Genomic DNA, 14004 nt, shown 5'->3' on the forward strand with positions numbered 1-14004 from the left:
CAGCCGCGACACCGGAGGGGACCCCCATGGCCGACACCGTGCTCTACGAGGTGCACGACGGGCTGGCGACGATCACGCTGAACCGCCCCGAGGCGATGAACGCGCTGAGCATCGCGACCAAGGTCGCGCTCCGCGAGGCGGTCCAGGCCGCGGCCACGGACGACGCCGTACGGGCCGTACTGCTGACCGCCGCCGGTGACCGGGCGTTCTGTGTGGGCCAGGACCTCAAGGAGCACATCGGGCTCCTGGCCGCCGACCGCGAGGCCGGCACGGGCCAGACCATGACGACGGTCCGCGAGCACTACAACCCCATCGTGCGGGCGCTGACGAGCATGCCCAAGCCGGTGGTGGCGGGCGTGAACGGCGTCGCCGCCGGGGCCGGCTTCGGCTTCGCGCTCGCCGCCGACTACCGGGTCGTCGCGGACACGGCGGCGTTCAACACGTCGTTCGCGGGCGTGGCGCTGACCGCCGACTCGGGCGTCTCCTGGACGCTCCCGCGCGTGGTGGGCCCCGGCCGCGCCGCCGACCTGCTCCTGTTCCCGCGCAGCATCAAGGCGCAGGAGGCGTACGAGCTGGGCATCGCGAACCGGGTCGTCCCTTCGGCGGAGCTGCGGGCCGAGGCCACGAAGACGGCACGGGCCCTGGCCGACGGTCCCACGGTGGCGTACGCGGCCCTCAAGGAGGCCGTGGCCTACGGGTTCACCCACACGCTGGCCCAGACCCTGGAGAAGGAGGACGAACTCCAGGCACGCGCGGGCGCGTCGGAGGACCACGCGATCGCGGTGCAGGCGTTCGTCAACAAGGAGAAGCCGAAGTACCTGGGTCGTTAGTTCGGGGGCGGGCGCTCTGTCGGAAGCGTCCCTCAGGGGGCGCTTCTGGCGACGCACGTCTCCAGGTGGTCGTCCACCAGTCCGCAGGCCTGCATCAGCGCGTACGCGGTCGTGGGCCCCACGAAACGCAGCCCCCGTTTCTTCAGGGCCTTGGACAGGGCGGTCGACGCGTCGGTGACCGCGGGTACGTCGGACAGGGTCCGCGGAGCCGGCCGGGAGGCCGCGTCCGGGGCGTGGGACCAGATCAGCTCGTCCAGTTCCCCCGGGGCCCACTCGGCCAGCACGCGCGCGTTGGCGATCGTCGCGTCGACCTTCGCGCGGTTGCGGATGATGCCGGCGTCGGCGAGGAGCCGTTCGCGGTCGGTGTCCGTGAAGACGGCGACGGACGAGATCTTGAAGTCGGCGAAGGCGGTCCGGAAGCCCTCTCGGCGGCGCAGGATGGTGATCCAGGAGAGGCCGGACTGGAAGGCCTCCAGGGAGAGCCGCTCGAAGAGGGCGTCGTCGCCGTGGACCGGGCGGCCCCACTCCTCGTCGTGGTACGCCACGTAGTCCTCCGTGGACAGCGCCCAGGGGCAGCGCAGCGCGCCGTCGGGGCCGGCCAGGGCCACGCCGACGTCGTCGCTCACTGCTCGTTCCCCTCGACCGGCTTGTCCATGATGACCCGCGGCGGGGCCTGGGCACCGGCCAGCGCGGACTCCAGGTCGCTGATACGGGCGTCCCGCTCGGCGAGTTCGGCACCGAGGCGGGTGAGCGCGTCATCGACGTCCGACATCCGGTAGCCACGGGCCGCGACCGGGAACCGGAGGGACTCGACATCGCCGCGGCCGACGGGACGGTCGGGCGGCAGCAGGTCCTGGAGCCGCTCGGGCGCGACCTCCGGCAGGACGGCGCTCTCGCCGCCGCCCACCACGGCCAGCGTCACCGCGGCGACCACGACGGCGAGCGCGACGACCAGGAACAAGAACATCAACATCGCTGGGTCCCCACGGGATTCGGACGGATCGGGTTGATCGGGTTGATCGGGTTGATCGAAGTGCCTGTGCCGATTGCGGCAGGGTCCGATCGTGCCATGCGAGTCTGGCAGTTATGGTCGCAGGCGGCCGAATACAGGGCTGATTGCCGGGCCGGGCACAGGAACGCACTGGGAGACGCACACGGTGAGGTCACAGCGGATGCTCAGGCTGGGCAGGCGTGAGTTCGACACGCACGAACCGGTGATCATGGCGATCGTGAACCGGACCCCGGACTCCTTCTACGACCAGGGAGCCACCTTCCGCGACGAGCCGGCGCTCGCACGCGTGGAGCAGGCGGTGTCGGAAGGCGCCGCCATCATCGACATCGGCGGGGTGAAGGCGGGACCGGGCGAAGAGGTGACGGCGGCTGAGGAGGCACGGCGGACGGTCGGCTTCGTGGCGGAGGTGCGGCGCCGTTTCCCCGACGCGATCATCAGCGTGGACACCTGGCGGGCCGATGTGGGCGAGGCCGTGTGCGAGGCCGGCGCGGATCTGCTGAACGACGCGTGGGGCGGCGTCGATCCGAGGCTCGCGGAGGTCGCGGGGCGGTACGGGGTGGGGCTGGTGTGCACGCACGCGGGCGGTGCGGAGCCTCGGACACGTCCGCACCGGGTGGCGTACGAGGACGTCATGGCCGACATCCTGCGCGTGACCGTCGGGCTGGCCGAGCGGGCGGTCGCGCTGGGGGTTCCGCGGGAGTCGGTGATGATCGATCCCGGGCACGACTTCGGGAAGAACACGAGGCACAGCCTGGAGGCGACGCGGCGGCTGGGGGAGATGGTGGAGACGGGCTGGCCGGTGCTGGTGTCGCTGTCCAACAAGGACTTCGTGGGCGAGACGCTGGACAGGCCGGTGAAGGAACGCCTGGTGGGGACGTTGGCGACGACGGCGGTGTCGATGTGGCTCGGGGCACGGGTGTACCGCGTCCACGAGGTCGCGGAGACGCAGCAGGTCCTCGACATGGTGACGTCGATCGCGGGCCGGCGTCCCCCGACGGTGGCGCGACGGGGGCTGGCGTAGGAGTTCTTCGGCCCTGAAGGGGCCTCGTCCTCAAACGCCGGACGGGCTGGGTATTTCAGCCCCTCCGGCGTTTGAGGAGCGGGGGTTCGGGGGCAGCGCCCCCGGGAACCCGCCGCTCAAGCCAAGCGCTTAGCGCCCCGCCTCCTTCGACACCAGCGCCACCGCCTCGTCCACGTCGTCCGTGACGTGGAACAGCATCAGGTCCTTCTCCGACGCCTTGCCCTGGGCGATCAGCGTGTTCTTCAGCCAGTCGATCAGGCCGCCCCAGTACTCACTGCCGAAGAGGACGATCGGGAAACGCGTGACCTTCTGCGTCTGGACCAGGGTCAGCGCCTCGAAGAGTTCGTCCAGGGTGCCGAGGCCCCCGGGCAGGACCACGAAGCCCTGCGCGTACTTCACGAACATCATCTTCCGGACGAAGAAGTAACGGAAGTTCAGGCCGATGTCGACGTAGGCGTTGAGCCCCTGCTCGAAGGGGAGCTCGATACCCAGCCCCACCGAGACGCCCTTCGCCTCGCACGCGCCCTTGTTCGCCGCCTCCATCGCCCCCGGGCCGCCGCCCGTGATCACCGCGAACCCGGCCTCCACCAGGCCCCGGCCGAGGCGGACGCCCGCCTCGTACTCCGGTGAGTCCGCCTTCGTCCGCGCCGAGCCGAACACGCTGATCGCGGGCGGGAGTTCGGCCAGTGTGCCGAAGCCCTCGATGAACTCCGACTGGATGCGCAGCACCCGCCAGGGGTCCGTGTGGACCCAGTCGGAGGGGCCGCCCGCGTCGAGGAGACGCTGGTCGGTGGTGCTCGCCTGAACCTGCCCACGCCTGCGCAGCACCGGTCCGAGCCGCTGCTCCTCCGGTGGCTGCTTCCTGTCCTCGGGGTTGCCGTTGCTCATGGCCGCTCCCTTCCTCCACCTACTGTCGATCCACCTCAGCGTAGATCTCCGCCGGTTACGGACGGGGGACGTGAGCATGTCCGCCGTGAAGCGGCGCCGCGTCCCCCTGCCGGGTCATGACGTCAGCCAGGCCCGCAGCCGTTCCTCACCCGCGAGGATCTTCCCGGTTTCCACCCTTTCGTCCCGCTTGTGTGCCAAGTGCGGGTTCCCCGGGCCGTAGTTGACCGCGGGGATGCCGAGCGCGCTGAAGCGCGACACGTCCGTCCAGCCGTACTTGGGCTGCGGGGTGCCGCCCACCGCCTCGATGAAGGCAGCCGCCGCGGGGTGGGAGAGACCGGGGAGGGCGGCGCCGCTGTGGTCGTCGACGACGAACTCGGCCACTCCGCAGTCCGCGAACACCTCCCGTACGTGCGCGAGGGCCTCGGCCTCCGAACGGTCGGGCGCGTAGCGGAAGTTGACCGTCACCACGCACTCGTCGGGGATGACGTTGCCGGCCACTCCGCCCCCGATACGGACCGCGTTGAGGCCCTCCCGGTACTCCAGTCCGTCGATCACCGGGTAACGCGGCTGGTACGAGGCCAACTTGGCCAGGATCGGGGCCGCCGCGTGGATCGCGTTGGAGCCCATCCAGCTGCGCGCCGAGTGGGCCCGCTCGCCCGTCGTCTTCAGCAGCACCCTCAGCGTGCCCTGGCAGCCGCCCTCGACCTGACCGTCGGACGGCTCCAGCAGGACCGCGAAGTCGCCCTCCAGCCACTCCGGGTGCGCCTCGGCAACGTGCTTGAGGCCGTTCAGGTCGGCCGCGACCTCTTCCTGGTCGTAGAAGACGAACGTCAGGTCCCTGTTCGGTTCCGGCACCGTGGCCGCGATCCGCAGCTGGACCGCGACGCCCGACTTCATGTCGCAGGTGCCGCAGCCCCACAGGACCCCGTCGTCGTCCAGCCGCGACGGCACGTTGTCGGCGATCGGGACCGTGTCGATGTGGCCGGCCAGGATCACGCGCTGCGCACGGCCCAGGTTCGTCCGGGCGACGACGTTGTTGCCGTACCGCTCGACCGTGAGGTGCGGCAGTCCACGCAGGGCCGTCTCGATCTCGTCCGCGAGCGGTTTCTCGCTGCCGCTCTCCGAGGGGAAGTCGACGAGCCACGCGGTCAGGCGAGCGGCGTCCAACGTGAGGTCAAGCGGGGTATCGGCCATGCCGACGACCCTAACGCGCCCCCTCACCAGGCCGCCGCACACCGTCCCTTCACCCTCTTCCGACCTGCTTCCTCACCCGACACGCAGGCCGCACTCCCTACTCTCCAGTACCTTGTACGGATGCCGGAGTCGTCCCCCACCCAGACGCGTCGTGGCCGCCTCCTCCGTCGCGGGGCGTCCTTCCTGGTCCTGCTCGCCGTCGCGGGTTATCTCGCGGTGCAGTACGTCACCGGCGGCACCGGGGATCCGGCCTGCGAGGTCGCCTCGGCGGGCGGCGACGGAGCCTCGTACGAGTTCACCCCCGAGCAGGCGGTCAACGCGGCGACGATCACCGCGGTCGGTACCGCGCGCGGGCTGCCCGAACGGGCCGTGGCCATCGCGCTGGCGACCGCCCTCCAGGAGTCGGGGCTGCGCAACATCACCCATGGCGACCGGGACTCGCTGGGCCTGTTCCAGCAACGGCCCTCGCAGGGCTGGGGCACGGCGAAGGAGATCCAGGACCCGGCCTATGCGGCGGGCGAGTTCTACGACCATCTCGTCAAGGTCTCCGGCTATTCGCGCCTCCCCCTCACCGTGGCCGCGCAGCGCGTGCAGCGCAGCGGCTATCCGGAGGCGTACGCCAAGCACGAGCAGGACGCCACGCTGCTGGCGGCGGCCCTGACCGGGCACGCGGCGGCCACCCTGACCTGCGAGGGCCGCCAGGCCGCCACCCCGACCGGCGGCCCGGACGCCGTACGGGCAGCGCTCGTACGGGACTTCGGCCGCGAGGTGCTCACCGCGGCCGGCGCCACAGTGACCCTCAAGGCCCCAGCCACCCCCACCCCCACCCCCTCGCCCTCCCCCACGGCGACGTCCACCGCCCTTCGGACCGTGACGCTTCCCGTGTCCGCGGACACCGACACGGCCGCCGGGACGACGGCTCGTCAGCGCGGCTGGCAGCTGGCGCACTGGGCGGTGGCCAACGCCTCCGCGCTGCACATCGAGAACGTCTCGTACGCGGGACTCCGCTGGACGGCCGGCAACACCGACAGCGAGTGGCGCCCGGTCGCGACGCCCAAGGGGACGGCGAAGGGCACGGACGCGGTCCGGATCGTCACCGCCCAGTAGTACGGGCAGGAGTACGGGACGTCACTCGGGAGGGTTACTCCTGACGGGTCCCGGCCGAAGTCCGGGCGGGTTTTCGCCGAGTCACTCCCCCATCCGTGCACTGTCCGTCAAAACCCTTGCGAACAAAGGGCTGCAACCCGTCACAAGGATTCACCCGACTTTCGGACCGGGTGGCTTTTGCCCGTTTTTATCCGCAGCCGATAATGCGACGCATTGCCAATTCTTTACATTGGGGCGCCGCAACTTCAGGGCCCTTCGAGCGGTAGTCACTGCGTCCGAGTCCGGACGATCACAGTCAACCGACACTCAGGAGCATCATGTCCCTCCCCCTGACCCGCCGGATCGCCCGTGCAGCGCTGCTCGTCGCAGCGGGAGCGGCAGCCGGGGTCGGTGCGGCCGGCGCCGCCAGCGCGGCGCCCGCCGGGCTGCCCGCCACCCCGAACCTCGGCGCCCTGACCGCCCTGGACACGGCGAGCGCCACGGACGCGGTCACGAAGTCCGTTCCGGCGCCCGGCGCCGACCTCCTCGGCAGCACCACCAAGACAGCCACGAAGGGCGGCCTGCCGACGGACGCGCTCCCCACGAAGGGCCTGCCGGGCGCCGGTCAGCTGCCCCTGGACGGCCTGCCGCTGGGCTGACCCGAGCAGCGGTGACCAGGTGATGGCGGAGGGGCCCGGGGATCTTCCCCGGGCCCCTCCGTCGTACGGCTGTCGGTGTGCGGGGCGGCTACAGGCGGGCGACCGCCGCCGCCACCCGCTCGTCCGTCGCCGTCAGGGCCACGCGGACGAACGTCTCGCCCGCCGTGCCGTAGAAGTCGCCCGGCGCCACCAGGATGCCCAGGCCGGCGAGGTGGGCGACGGTGTCCCAGCAGGACTCGTCCCGGGTGGCCCACAGATAGAGGCTGGCCTCGCTGTGCTCGATACGGAAGCCGTGCCGCACCAGGGCCTCGCGCAGGGCCGTACGACGGGCCAGGTACCGTTCGCGCTGCTCGCGCACGTGCGTGTCGTCGCCGAGCGCGGCCACGACCGCCGCCTGGGTGGGCGCCGACGTCATCATGCCGCCGTGCTTGCGGATCTGCAGGAGCGGGCCGAGGACCTCCGGGTCACCGGCGAGGAAGGCGGCGCGGTAGCCGGCGAGGTTGGAGCGCTTGGAGAGGGAGTGGACGGACACGATCCCCTCGTACGAGCCGCCGCACACGTCCGGGTGGAGTACGGAGACCGGGTCGGCCTCCCAGCCCAGCTCGATGTAGCACTCGTCGGAGAAGATCAGCACACCGTGCTCACGGGCCCAGGCGACCGTCCGCGTCAGCTCCTCCTTGCTCAGCACCCGGCCCGTGGGGTTCGAGGGCGAGTTGAGCCAGAGCAGCTTCAGGTTCGTCGGGTCCAGCTCGGTCCCCGCGGCGCCAGACGCAAATGTCTCAGCGTCGTAGACCTCGTACTCGGCGCGGGCCAGGCGGGCGCCGACCTCGTACGTCGGGTAGGCGAGGCGCGGGTAGGCGACCCGGTCGCCGGGGCCGAGGCCCAGCTGCGTGGGGAGCCAGGCGACCAGTTCCTTGGAGCCGACGATCGGCAGGACGTGCCGGTGGGTGATGTCCCGGGCGCCGAGTCGCCGTTCGACCCAGGCGGTGAGCGCGTCACGCAGTTCCGGTGTGCCCCAGACCGTCGGATACCCCGGCGAGTCGGCCGCGGCGACCAGCGCTTTCTGGATCAGCTCGGGGACCGGGTCGACCGGCGTGCCGACCGACAGGTCGACGATGCCGTCCGGGTGCGTGGCGGCCGTCTTCTTGTACGGCTCCAGCTTGTCCCAGGGGAAGGTGGGGAGGCGGTCGGAGACTGCGGACACGGGCTCTGGCTCACTTTCACGTACGAAGTACACGTACCTGCGTCACGTACACGCGTACGGCGAACGCCTCGGTCCCGTACGGCGATCACGATCAGGGTGATCAGGCCGTACGGGACCGGGGCGGCGCAGGCTCTGCGGGCCGCTCTCAGCCGGTCTGGTTCTGCGGAGGAAGCGCGGCGATGAAGGGGTGATCGCGTTCGATCAGTCCCAGCTTGCTGGCGCCACCGGGCGAGCCGAGCTCGTCGAAGTACTCGACGTTCGCCTTGTAGTAGTCCTTCCACTCCTCCGGAGTGTCGTCCTCGTAGAAGATCGCCTCGACCGGGCAGACCGGCTCACAGGCTCCGCAGTCGACGCATTCGTCCGGGTGGATGTACAAGGACCGGGAGCCCTCGTAGATGCAGTCGACCGGGCACTCTTCGATGCACGCCTTGTCCTTGACGTCGACACAAGGCTGCGCGATGACGTAGGTCACGCTGTCGTTCCTCCTCGATAGGGCGCTGGCGAGCCGTTCAGGCTCCGCCACCTGGCGCGCGGGAGCGCGGCGTCGTCGATGCCCGCACCTAGTATCTCCGTTCCACGGCATGATCCATACAGGAGGGGTGAACTGACCTGTGGAAATCTCCGCGGCCGGCCGTCTCGAGGTCCGCATCACCGCTGCTGACGTGGGCAAACGTGTCTCTGTTCGACGGCTGAACGAAGAACCTCCCGGTGGCGAGAGGTTCACCGACACGGTCGGCGTTCTCACATCATGGGACGAAGACGCCGGTGTGCTTCTGATCACACGGCGGAACGGCGAGCGTGTCCGGGTCGCGGAAGCGTCCCTGGTGGCGGGCAAGGTCGTCCCCGCGGCCCCCGCCCGCCGTCGCGGTCCCGCCGCCTCGTACGAGGAGCTGGCGCGGGTCTCCGCGCGGTCCTGGCAGCCGGTGGAGAGCGAGCGGCTGGGCGACTGGGAGCTGCGGGCCGCCGCCGGGTTCACCCGGCGGGCCAACTCGGTGCTGCCGGTCGGCGACCCCGGCCTCCCGCTCGACGAGGCGCTGACCGTCGTACGGCGCTGGTACGGCGAGCGCGGTCTGCCCGCCTACGTCCAGACCGCCACCGGCGCCGAGGGCACGCAGGAGCTGCTGTGCGCGCAGCTGGAGGAGCGCGGGTGGACGCGTGAGGTGACGGCCGAGCTGTGGGTCGGAGGGCTGGCGCCCGTCGCCGACCAGGACACCGTCGGTGTGGTGCTGTCGCGGGAGGCCGATGAGGCGTGGCTCGCGCGGTATCAGCGCAAGGGTGTGAGTGACGTGGCGCTGGCGGTCCTGGGGAGCGGTCCGTCGGTGTGGTTCGCGACCGTGCCGGGGGGCGCGGGCGAGCCCCCCGCCGCCATCGGGCGGTGTGTCGTGGACGGGCGCTGGGCCGGGTTCGGCGCCGTCGAGGTGGATCCCGCCCAGCGGCGGCGCGGGCTGGCGACCACTGTCATGGCCGCGTTGGCCGGGCGGGCGCTGGAGGAGGGTGCGTCGGCCGCCTGGCTCCAGGTGGAGGCCGACAACTCGGGGGCGCGGGCTTTGTACGCCAGGATGGGGTTCGCAGCGCATCACTCCTACCACCACTATCGATCGGTGTGAGAGGGCACGGGCCTGTTATGCGTTTCCCTCATCCCCCGCCGTATCCCCCGGAGCCCGGACGGTCCGCCGAGTTGCGGCGGCTGTTCGCCGACGAGGCCCGGTCCGAGCGGCCCGATCTGACGACGCTGTGTCTGCTGATGGGCGCGGTCGCGGACCGGGCGCTCGACGAGGCCGGGATCGACGGCGTGCAGATGGAACTCGACCGGCTGGCCGGGCAGTTGCCGTTCCGGCCGGGCGGGCCGCACGCCTGGGCGACGGCCATGCGCGAACTCCTCGGAGAACGCCACGGGTTCGGTGGCAGCCCCGCCGACTATCAGCGACTGGAGTCCTCGCTGCTGCACGAAGTGCTGGTGCGGCGGCGGGGGTTGCCGATTCTGCTGTCCGTGGTGTGGATGGAGGTCGCACGCCGGGCGGGGGCGCCGGTGTACGGGGTCGCGTTGCCCGGACACTTCGTCGTGGGGTTCGGGCCGGTCGACGAGCAGGTACTTGCCGATCCCTTCGACGGGGGGCGGGTGCTGAGCGGGGGCGACGCGGAGTTGCTGGTGGCCGGGGCCACGGGAGAGGCGCTGGATCCGTCGATGCTGGCGCCCGCGGATCCGCTGGATGTGGTGTTGCGGGTGCTGAACAACGTCCGGGCGTGGGGGGCGGCGCGGCCGGAGCGGTCGGAAGTGTCCTTGTGGGCGGTGGAGTTGGCGCTGCTGTTGCCCTCGCATCCGGCTCGGTTGCGGTACGAGCGGGCTCAACTGCTGGTGCGGAGAGGGGAGTTTCTGGCGGGGGCGGCTGAGCTCGAGGGGTATGCGGAGGTTGTTTCCACGTTTGACGGGCCGTCGGCCGAGCGGATGCGGGGGCAGGCCCGAGCGGCTCGGGCCCGCCTCAACTGAGGTTGTGTTTCGGGTGCGGGTGCGTTGTGGCTTGTCGCGCAGTTCCCCGCGCCCCTAGGGAGTTGCCCCCAGGCCTCCCTACAACCAGCCCTTCTCTCTCGCTATCCGCACCGCTTCCGTTCGGTTCCGGGCCGTCAGTTTCTGGATGGCTGTGGAGAGGTAGTTGCGGACCGTGCCCTGGGAGAGGTGCAGGGTGGTCGCCAGCTCCGCGTTGGTCGCGCCGTCCGCCGCCGCGCGCAGGACCTCGCGTTCGCGGTCCGTCAGAGGGTTGGCGCCGTCCGCCAGCGCGGCTGCCGCCAGTGTCGGGTCGATGACTCGTTCCCCGGCCAGTACCTTGCGTACCGCTGCGGCGAGTTGGGCGGCCGGGGCGTCCTTGACGAGGAAGGCGTCGGCGCCGGCCTCCATGGCGGTGCGGAGGTAGCCGGGGCGGCCGAAGGTGGTGAGGACGACCAGTTTCAGGGACGGGAACTCCTTGTGGAGCTGGGCCGCCGCCTCGATGCCCGTGGCGCCCGGCATCTCGATGTCCAGGAGGGCCACGTCCAGGTCGGCGTGGGCCCGGACGGCCGGCAACACCTCGTCGCCGCGAGCCACTTGGACCACGACCTCGATGTCGGGCTCCAGGCCGAGCAACGCGGCCAGCGCCTCGCGGACCATCGACTGGTCCTCCGCCAACAGGACCTTGATCATGCGGCTCATGAACCGGATCCTACGTCCGCGGGAGCGGAGGCGGTGCCCGTCGGCACCCTTGCCACCAGGCGGAAGCCGCGTTTCGTACGGGACGTCTCCAGGGAGCCGCCCGCCTTCTCCAGGCGTTCCGCGAGGCCGGTGAGACCGTTGCCGGGGGTGCCGGTGGAGCCGTCGCCCGAGCCGTCGTCCTCGACCGACAGTTCGAGCACCGGGCCGCCCAGGGTCTGGCGGCTCAGCACCTCCACCGTGCAGCGCCGGGCCCCGCTGTGCCGTACGACGTTCGTCACCGCCTCCCGCAGCGCCCAGGCGAGGGCGGACTCAGCCTCCTCGTCGGCGTCGGCCGGGACCGGGTCCAGATCCGGGGGCAGGGCGGCCGTGATGCCCGCCGCCGTCAACGCGACCTGCGCGCCCGCCAGTTCTCCGGCCAGCCGGGGGCGCCGGTAGCCGCTGACCGCCTCACGTACGTCGACCAGGGCCTGGCGGCTCACGTTCTCGATGTCGGCGACCTGCTGGGCCGCCTTCTCGGGGTGGTCGGGAAGCATCCGGCCCGCCAGCTCGCTCTTCAGGGTGATCAGCGAGAGGGAGTGACCCAGCAGGTCGTGCAGGTCCCGCGCCAGGCGCAACCGTTCCTCGTTCGCCGCCAGTTGGGCGACCGTGGCCCGGGCCTCGCGCAACTCGATGGTCGTGCGCACGAGTTGTCGTACGCCCGCCATGGCCGCGCCTCCGAGCAGGGCCGGGACGAGGAGCGAGGCCAGGTAGGAGTGGCCGCCGGGGACGGTCAGCGCGACTGCCGTCATCAGGGCCGCCGTGGCGGGGATCGCCCAGCGGGACATGCGGATCGGCAGGGCGGCGCCGGAGGAGGTGGACACGTACACGAACAGGACGAGCCACTCGCGGCCCAGGCTGAGGGCCAGGAGGGTCGACTGGGCCGCGAGGAGCGCCAGGGAGGCCACCACCAAGCGGGTCGTCTCGCCGCGGCCCGTGCGGAAGACCAGGGCCGCGTACCAGACGACGAAGACCGCCAGACCCAGCCAGCCGAGGATCCGTACGCCCGTGCTGTGGCCGCCGTGGAGGAGGTCGCTGACCGGGGCGCCCAGGTAGACCAGCCAGACGCCGATCCACAGGGACTTCATCACCCGCCGTTTCGGGGTGGTCGGGCGCTGCCCGATGCCGACGCTGCTCACGCCTTCAGCGTGTCCTTCCGGTACAGCCAGGCCGCGCCGCCCGCGAACAGCACGAACGAGACGGCCAGGATCGCCACGTCCTTCGCCTGCGGGGCGTCGCCCAGCTCGATGGACCGTCCCAGGGCAGCGTACGCGTGCGTGGGCAGCCACTTCGCGATGTCCTGGAGCCAGTCGGGGAAGGTCGTCGTCGGCATCCACAGGCCGCCGAGCATGGACAGGCCGAAATACACGATCATCGTGATCGGGCGGACCGCGTCCCCGCTCGCCAGATAGCCGATGGCGACCCCCAGGGCCGCGAAGACCAGGCTGCCCACCCAGATCGCCCCGGTGAGCGCCAGCCACTTCCAGGCGTCCAGGCGTACGTCCTTCACGGCCGCCGCGACGACGAAGACGATCACGATCGACGGGAGGCTGATCACGGCCGCGCTCGCGGTCTTCGCCAGCACGTAGCCCCGGCCAGGCAGCGGGGTCAGCCGCAACTGCCGTACCCAGCCGCTCTCGCGCTCCTTGGCGATGCGCTCGCTGTTGCCCATCAGGACGGCCGTCAGGGCGCCGAAGGAGGCCATGGAGACCATGAAGAAGGTCGGGAGGTTGAGGTCGGTTCCCGTCACCTTCGTGGTGCTGTCCGCGCTGCCCGCGATCAGCAGGAACAGCGCGGAGGGGTAGATCACCGAGAAGAACAGGAACTTGCGGTTGCGCAGGGCCCGGGTGATTTCGAGTCGGATGAGGTCGTTCATGAGGTGCGCGCCTCCTCGGCTGCGGCGGTGAGGGTGACGAACGCCTGTTCAAGGCCCAGGCCGGCCACTTCGAGGTTGCGCGGGTAGAGGCCGAGTCCGTACAGCGCGTGGACGGTCGCGTCGGCGTCGGAGGACTGGATGCGGACCGTCTGACCGGATATGTCGAGGGAGGTGAGGAAGGGCAGGGAACGGAGTACCGCCTCCTCCGCCGGGGTCTCCCCTGTCTTCCCTGTCTTCCCTGTCTTCGCTGTCTCCCCGGTCTCCCCGGTCTCCCCGGTCTCCCCGGTCTCCCCGGTCTCCAGGTCGAAGGAGATCCGGCGCGCGCCCGCCTTCGCCTTGATCTCGGCGGCCGTGCCGTCGGCCAGCAGGCGGCCCCGGTGCAGGACGAGGACGCGGTCCGCTATCGCGTCCGCCTCCTCCAGGTAGTGGGTGGCGAACAGGACCGTACGGCCCTGGTCCGCCTGCTCGCGCATGGTCGCCCAGAAGGCCTGGCGGGCGGTGACGTCCATGCCGGTCGTGGGCTCGTCCAGGACGATCAGGGCGCTGTCCCCGGCCGTGGCGAGCGCGAACCGGACGCGCTGCTCCTGGCCGCCGGACAGCTTGTTGACCTTGCGGTCGGCGAACTGGGTGATCCCGGCCCGGGAGAGGACCTCGCCGACCGGGAAGGGGCGCGGGTGCAGGGCGCAGACCAGCGACACGAGTTCGCGGACGGTGACCTCGTCCATCAGGCCGCCGCTCTGGAGCATGGCGCCGACGTGCCCGCCGACGATGGCGTCCCGGGGGCTCCTGCCGAGAACGCCGACCGTGCCGCTGTCGGGCTGCTTGAGACCGAGGAGCAGATCCAGGGTGGTCGACTTGCCGGCGCCGTTGGGGCCCAGGAGGGCCACGGTCTCGCCGGGCCGGAGGGTGAGTGAGAGCCCGTCGACGGCCCGGACCTCGCCGTAGCTCTTGGTGACCTGGTCGAACGCGACCACGGGGGTGGTTTCCATGGGGTCCATCGTGGCCGTGGGCCCG

Annotated in this window: 16 protein-coding genes; 6 read left to right on the top strand and 10 right to left on the bottom strand. The window is 71.3% G+C overall.

Going from position 1 to position 14004, the window contains the following annotated elements; genetic code table 11:
* Positions 1 to 26: 26 nt before the first annotated feature.
* Complete coding sequence (locus G3I71_RS17025) at positions 27 to 830, top strand: enoyl-CoA hydratase/isomerase family protein (RefSeq protein WP_164315624.1); 804 nt, start codon at positions 27 to 29, stop codon at positions 828 to 830.
* Positions 831 to 862: 32 nt separating this feature from the next.
* Here the strand turns inward: G3I71_RS17025 and G3I71_RS17030 are convergent, their stop codons facing one another.
* Both G3I71_RS17030 and G3I71_RS17035 read right to left on the bottom strand, forming a co-directional pair.
* On the bottom strand, positions 863 to 1456 hold the full coding sequence (locus G3I71_RS17030; protein ID WP_164315625.1) for a DNA-3-methyladenine glycosylase I: 594 nt from the start codon (positions 1454 to 1456) through the stop codon (positions 863 to 865).
* Complete coding sequence (locus G3I71_RS17035) at positions 1453 to 1803, bottom strand: DivIVA domain-containing protein (protein WP_164315626.1); 351 nt, start codon at positions 1801 to 1803, stop codon at positions 1453 to 1455. The genes G3I71_RS17030 and G3I71_RS17035 overlap by 4 nt, the downstream gene beginning before the upstream one ends.
* A 199-nt stretch (positions 1804 to 2002) precedes the next feature.
* Here G3I71_RS17035 and folP point away from each other — a divergent pair, with 199 nt between their 5' ends.
* A complete protein-coding gene (folP, locus tag G3I71_RS17040; protein WP_164315627.1) occupies positions 2003 to 2863 on the top strand; it encodes a dihydropteroate synthase in 861 nt (286 codons plus the stop codon).
* 129 nt (positions 2864 to 2992) lie between these two features.
* Here folP and G3I71_RS17045 read toward each other — a convergent pair whose 3' ends face one another.
* Complete coding sequence (locus G3I71_RS17045) at positions 2993 to 3751, bottom strand: TIGR00730 family Rossman fold protein (RefSeq protein WP_164315628.1); 759 nt, start codon at positions 3749 to 3751, stop codon at positions 2993 to 2995.
* A 114-nt stretch (positions 3752 to 3865) separates the two neighbouring features.
* Entirely contained in the window at positions 3866 to 4945 is a 1080-nt protein-coding gene (dapE, locus tag G3I71_RS17050; protein WP_164315629.1) for a succinyl-diaminopimelate desuccinylase, read from the bottom strand.
* Between the two features lie 120 nt (positions 4946 to 5065).
* Between dapE and G3I71_RS17055 the strand changes: the two genes are divergently transcribed.
* Both G3I71_RS17055 and G3I71_RS17060 read left to right on the top strand, forming a co-directional pair.
* Positions 5066 to 6052, top strand: a complete 987-nt coding sequence (locus G3I71_RS17055; RefSeq protein ID WP_164315630.1) for a heavy metal transporter — start codon at positions 5066 to 5068, stop codon at positions 6050 to 6052.
* Positions 6053 to 6369: 317 nt separating this feature from the next.
* Entirely contained in the window at positions 6370 to 6690 is a 321-nt protein-coding gene (locus G3I71_RS17060; RefSeq protein WP_164315631.1) for an ATP-binding protein, read from the top strand.
* 88 nt (positions 6691 to 6778) lie between these two features.
* On the opposite strand, the gene G3I71_RS17065 is transcribed toward G3I71_RS17060, so the two are convergent.
* The gene (locus G3I71_RS17065; protein WP_164315632.1) at positions 6779 to 7894 is read right to left on the bottom strand and encodes a bifunctional succinyldiaminopimelate transaminase/glutamate-prephenate aminotransferase; all 1116 of its coding nucleotides are present in this window, start codon (positions 7892 to 7894) and stop codon (positions 6779 to 6781) included.
* 145 nt (positions 7895 to 8039) lie between these two features.
* Positions 8040 to 8366, bottom strand: coding sequence for a ferredoxin (gene fdxA, locus G3I71_RS17070; RefSeq protein ID WP_006375731.1), 327 nt, complete (start codon positions 8364 to 8366; stop codon positions 8040 to 8042).
* A gap of 139 nt (positions 8367 to 8505) precedes the next feature.
* On the opposite strand from fdxA, the gene G3I71_RS17075 reads away from it, so the two are divergent.
* Positions 8506 to 9501, top strand: coding sequence for a GNAT family N-acetyltransferase (locus G3I71_RS17075; RefSeq protein ID WP_164315633.1), 996 nt, complete (start codon positions 8506 to 8508; stop codon positions 9499 to 9501).
* Positions 9502 to 9518: 17 nt separating this feature from the next.
* On the top strand, positions 9519 to 10382 hold the full coding sequence (locus G3I71_RS17080; RefSeq protein WP_164315634.1) for a transglutaminase-like domain-containing protein: 864 nt from the start codon (positions 9519 to 9521) through the stop codon (positions 10380 to 10382).
* 78 nt (positions 10383 to 10460) lie between these two features.
* Here G3I71_RS17080 and G3I71_RS17085 read toward each other — a convergent pair whose 3' ends face one another.
* The 4 genes from G3I71_RS17085 to G3I71_RS17100 are packed head-to-tail and all read right to left on the bottom strand — an operon-like array spanning position 10461 to position 13979.
* Positions 10461 to 11078, bottom strand: coding sequence for a DNA-binding response regulator (locus tag G3I71_RS17085; protein ID WP_164315635.1), 618 nt, complete (start codon positions 11076 to 11078; stop codon positions 10461 to 10463).
* The gene (locus tag G3I71_RS17090; protein ID WP_164315636.1) at positions 11075 to 12253 is read right to left on the bottom strand and encodes a sensor histidine kinase; all 1179 of its coding nucleotides are present in this window, start codon (positions 12251 to 12253) and stop codon (positions 11075 to 11077) included. Before G3I71_RS17090 ends, G3I71_RS17085 begins: the two co-directional genes overlap by 4 nt.
* Positions 12250 to 12990, bottom strand: coding sequence for an ABC transporter permease (locus tag G3I71_RS17095; RefSeq protein ID WP_164315637.1), 741 nt, complete (start codon positions 12988 to 12990; stop codon positions 12250 to 12252). The genes G3I71_RS17090 and G3I71_RS17095 overlap by 4 nt, the downstream gene beginning before the upstream one ends.
* Positions 12987 to 13979, bottom strand: coding sequence for an ABC transporter ATP-binding protein (locus G3I71_RS17100; RefSeq protein ID WP_203730594.1), 993 nt, complete (start codon positions 13977 to 13979; stop codon positions 12987 to 12989). Before G3I71_RS17100 ends, G3I71_RS17095 begins: the two co-directional genes overlap by 4 nt.
* Positions 13980 to 14004: the final 25 nt, after the last annotated feature.

Origin of the sequence: Streptomyces sp. SID12501 (assembly GCF_010550245.1) — a bacterium.
Classification (GTDB): Bacteria; Actinomycetota; Actinomycetes; order Streptomycetales; family Streptomycetaceae; genus Streptomyces.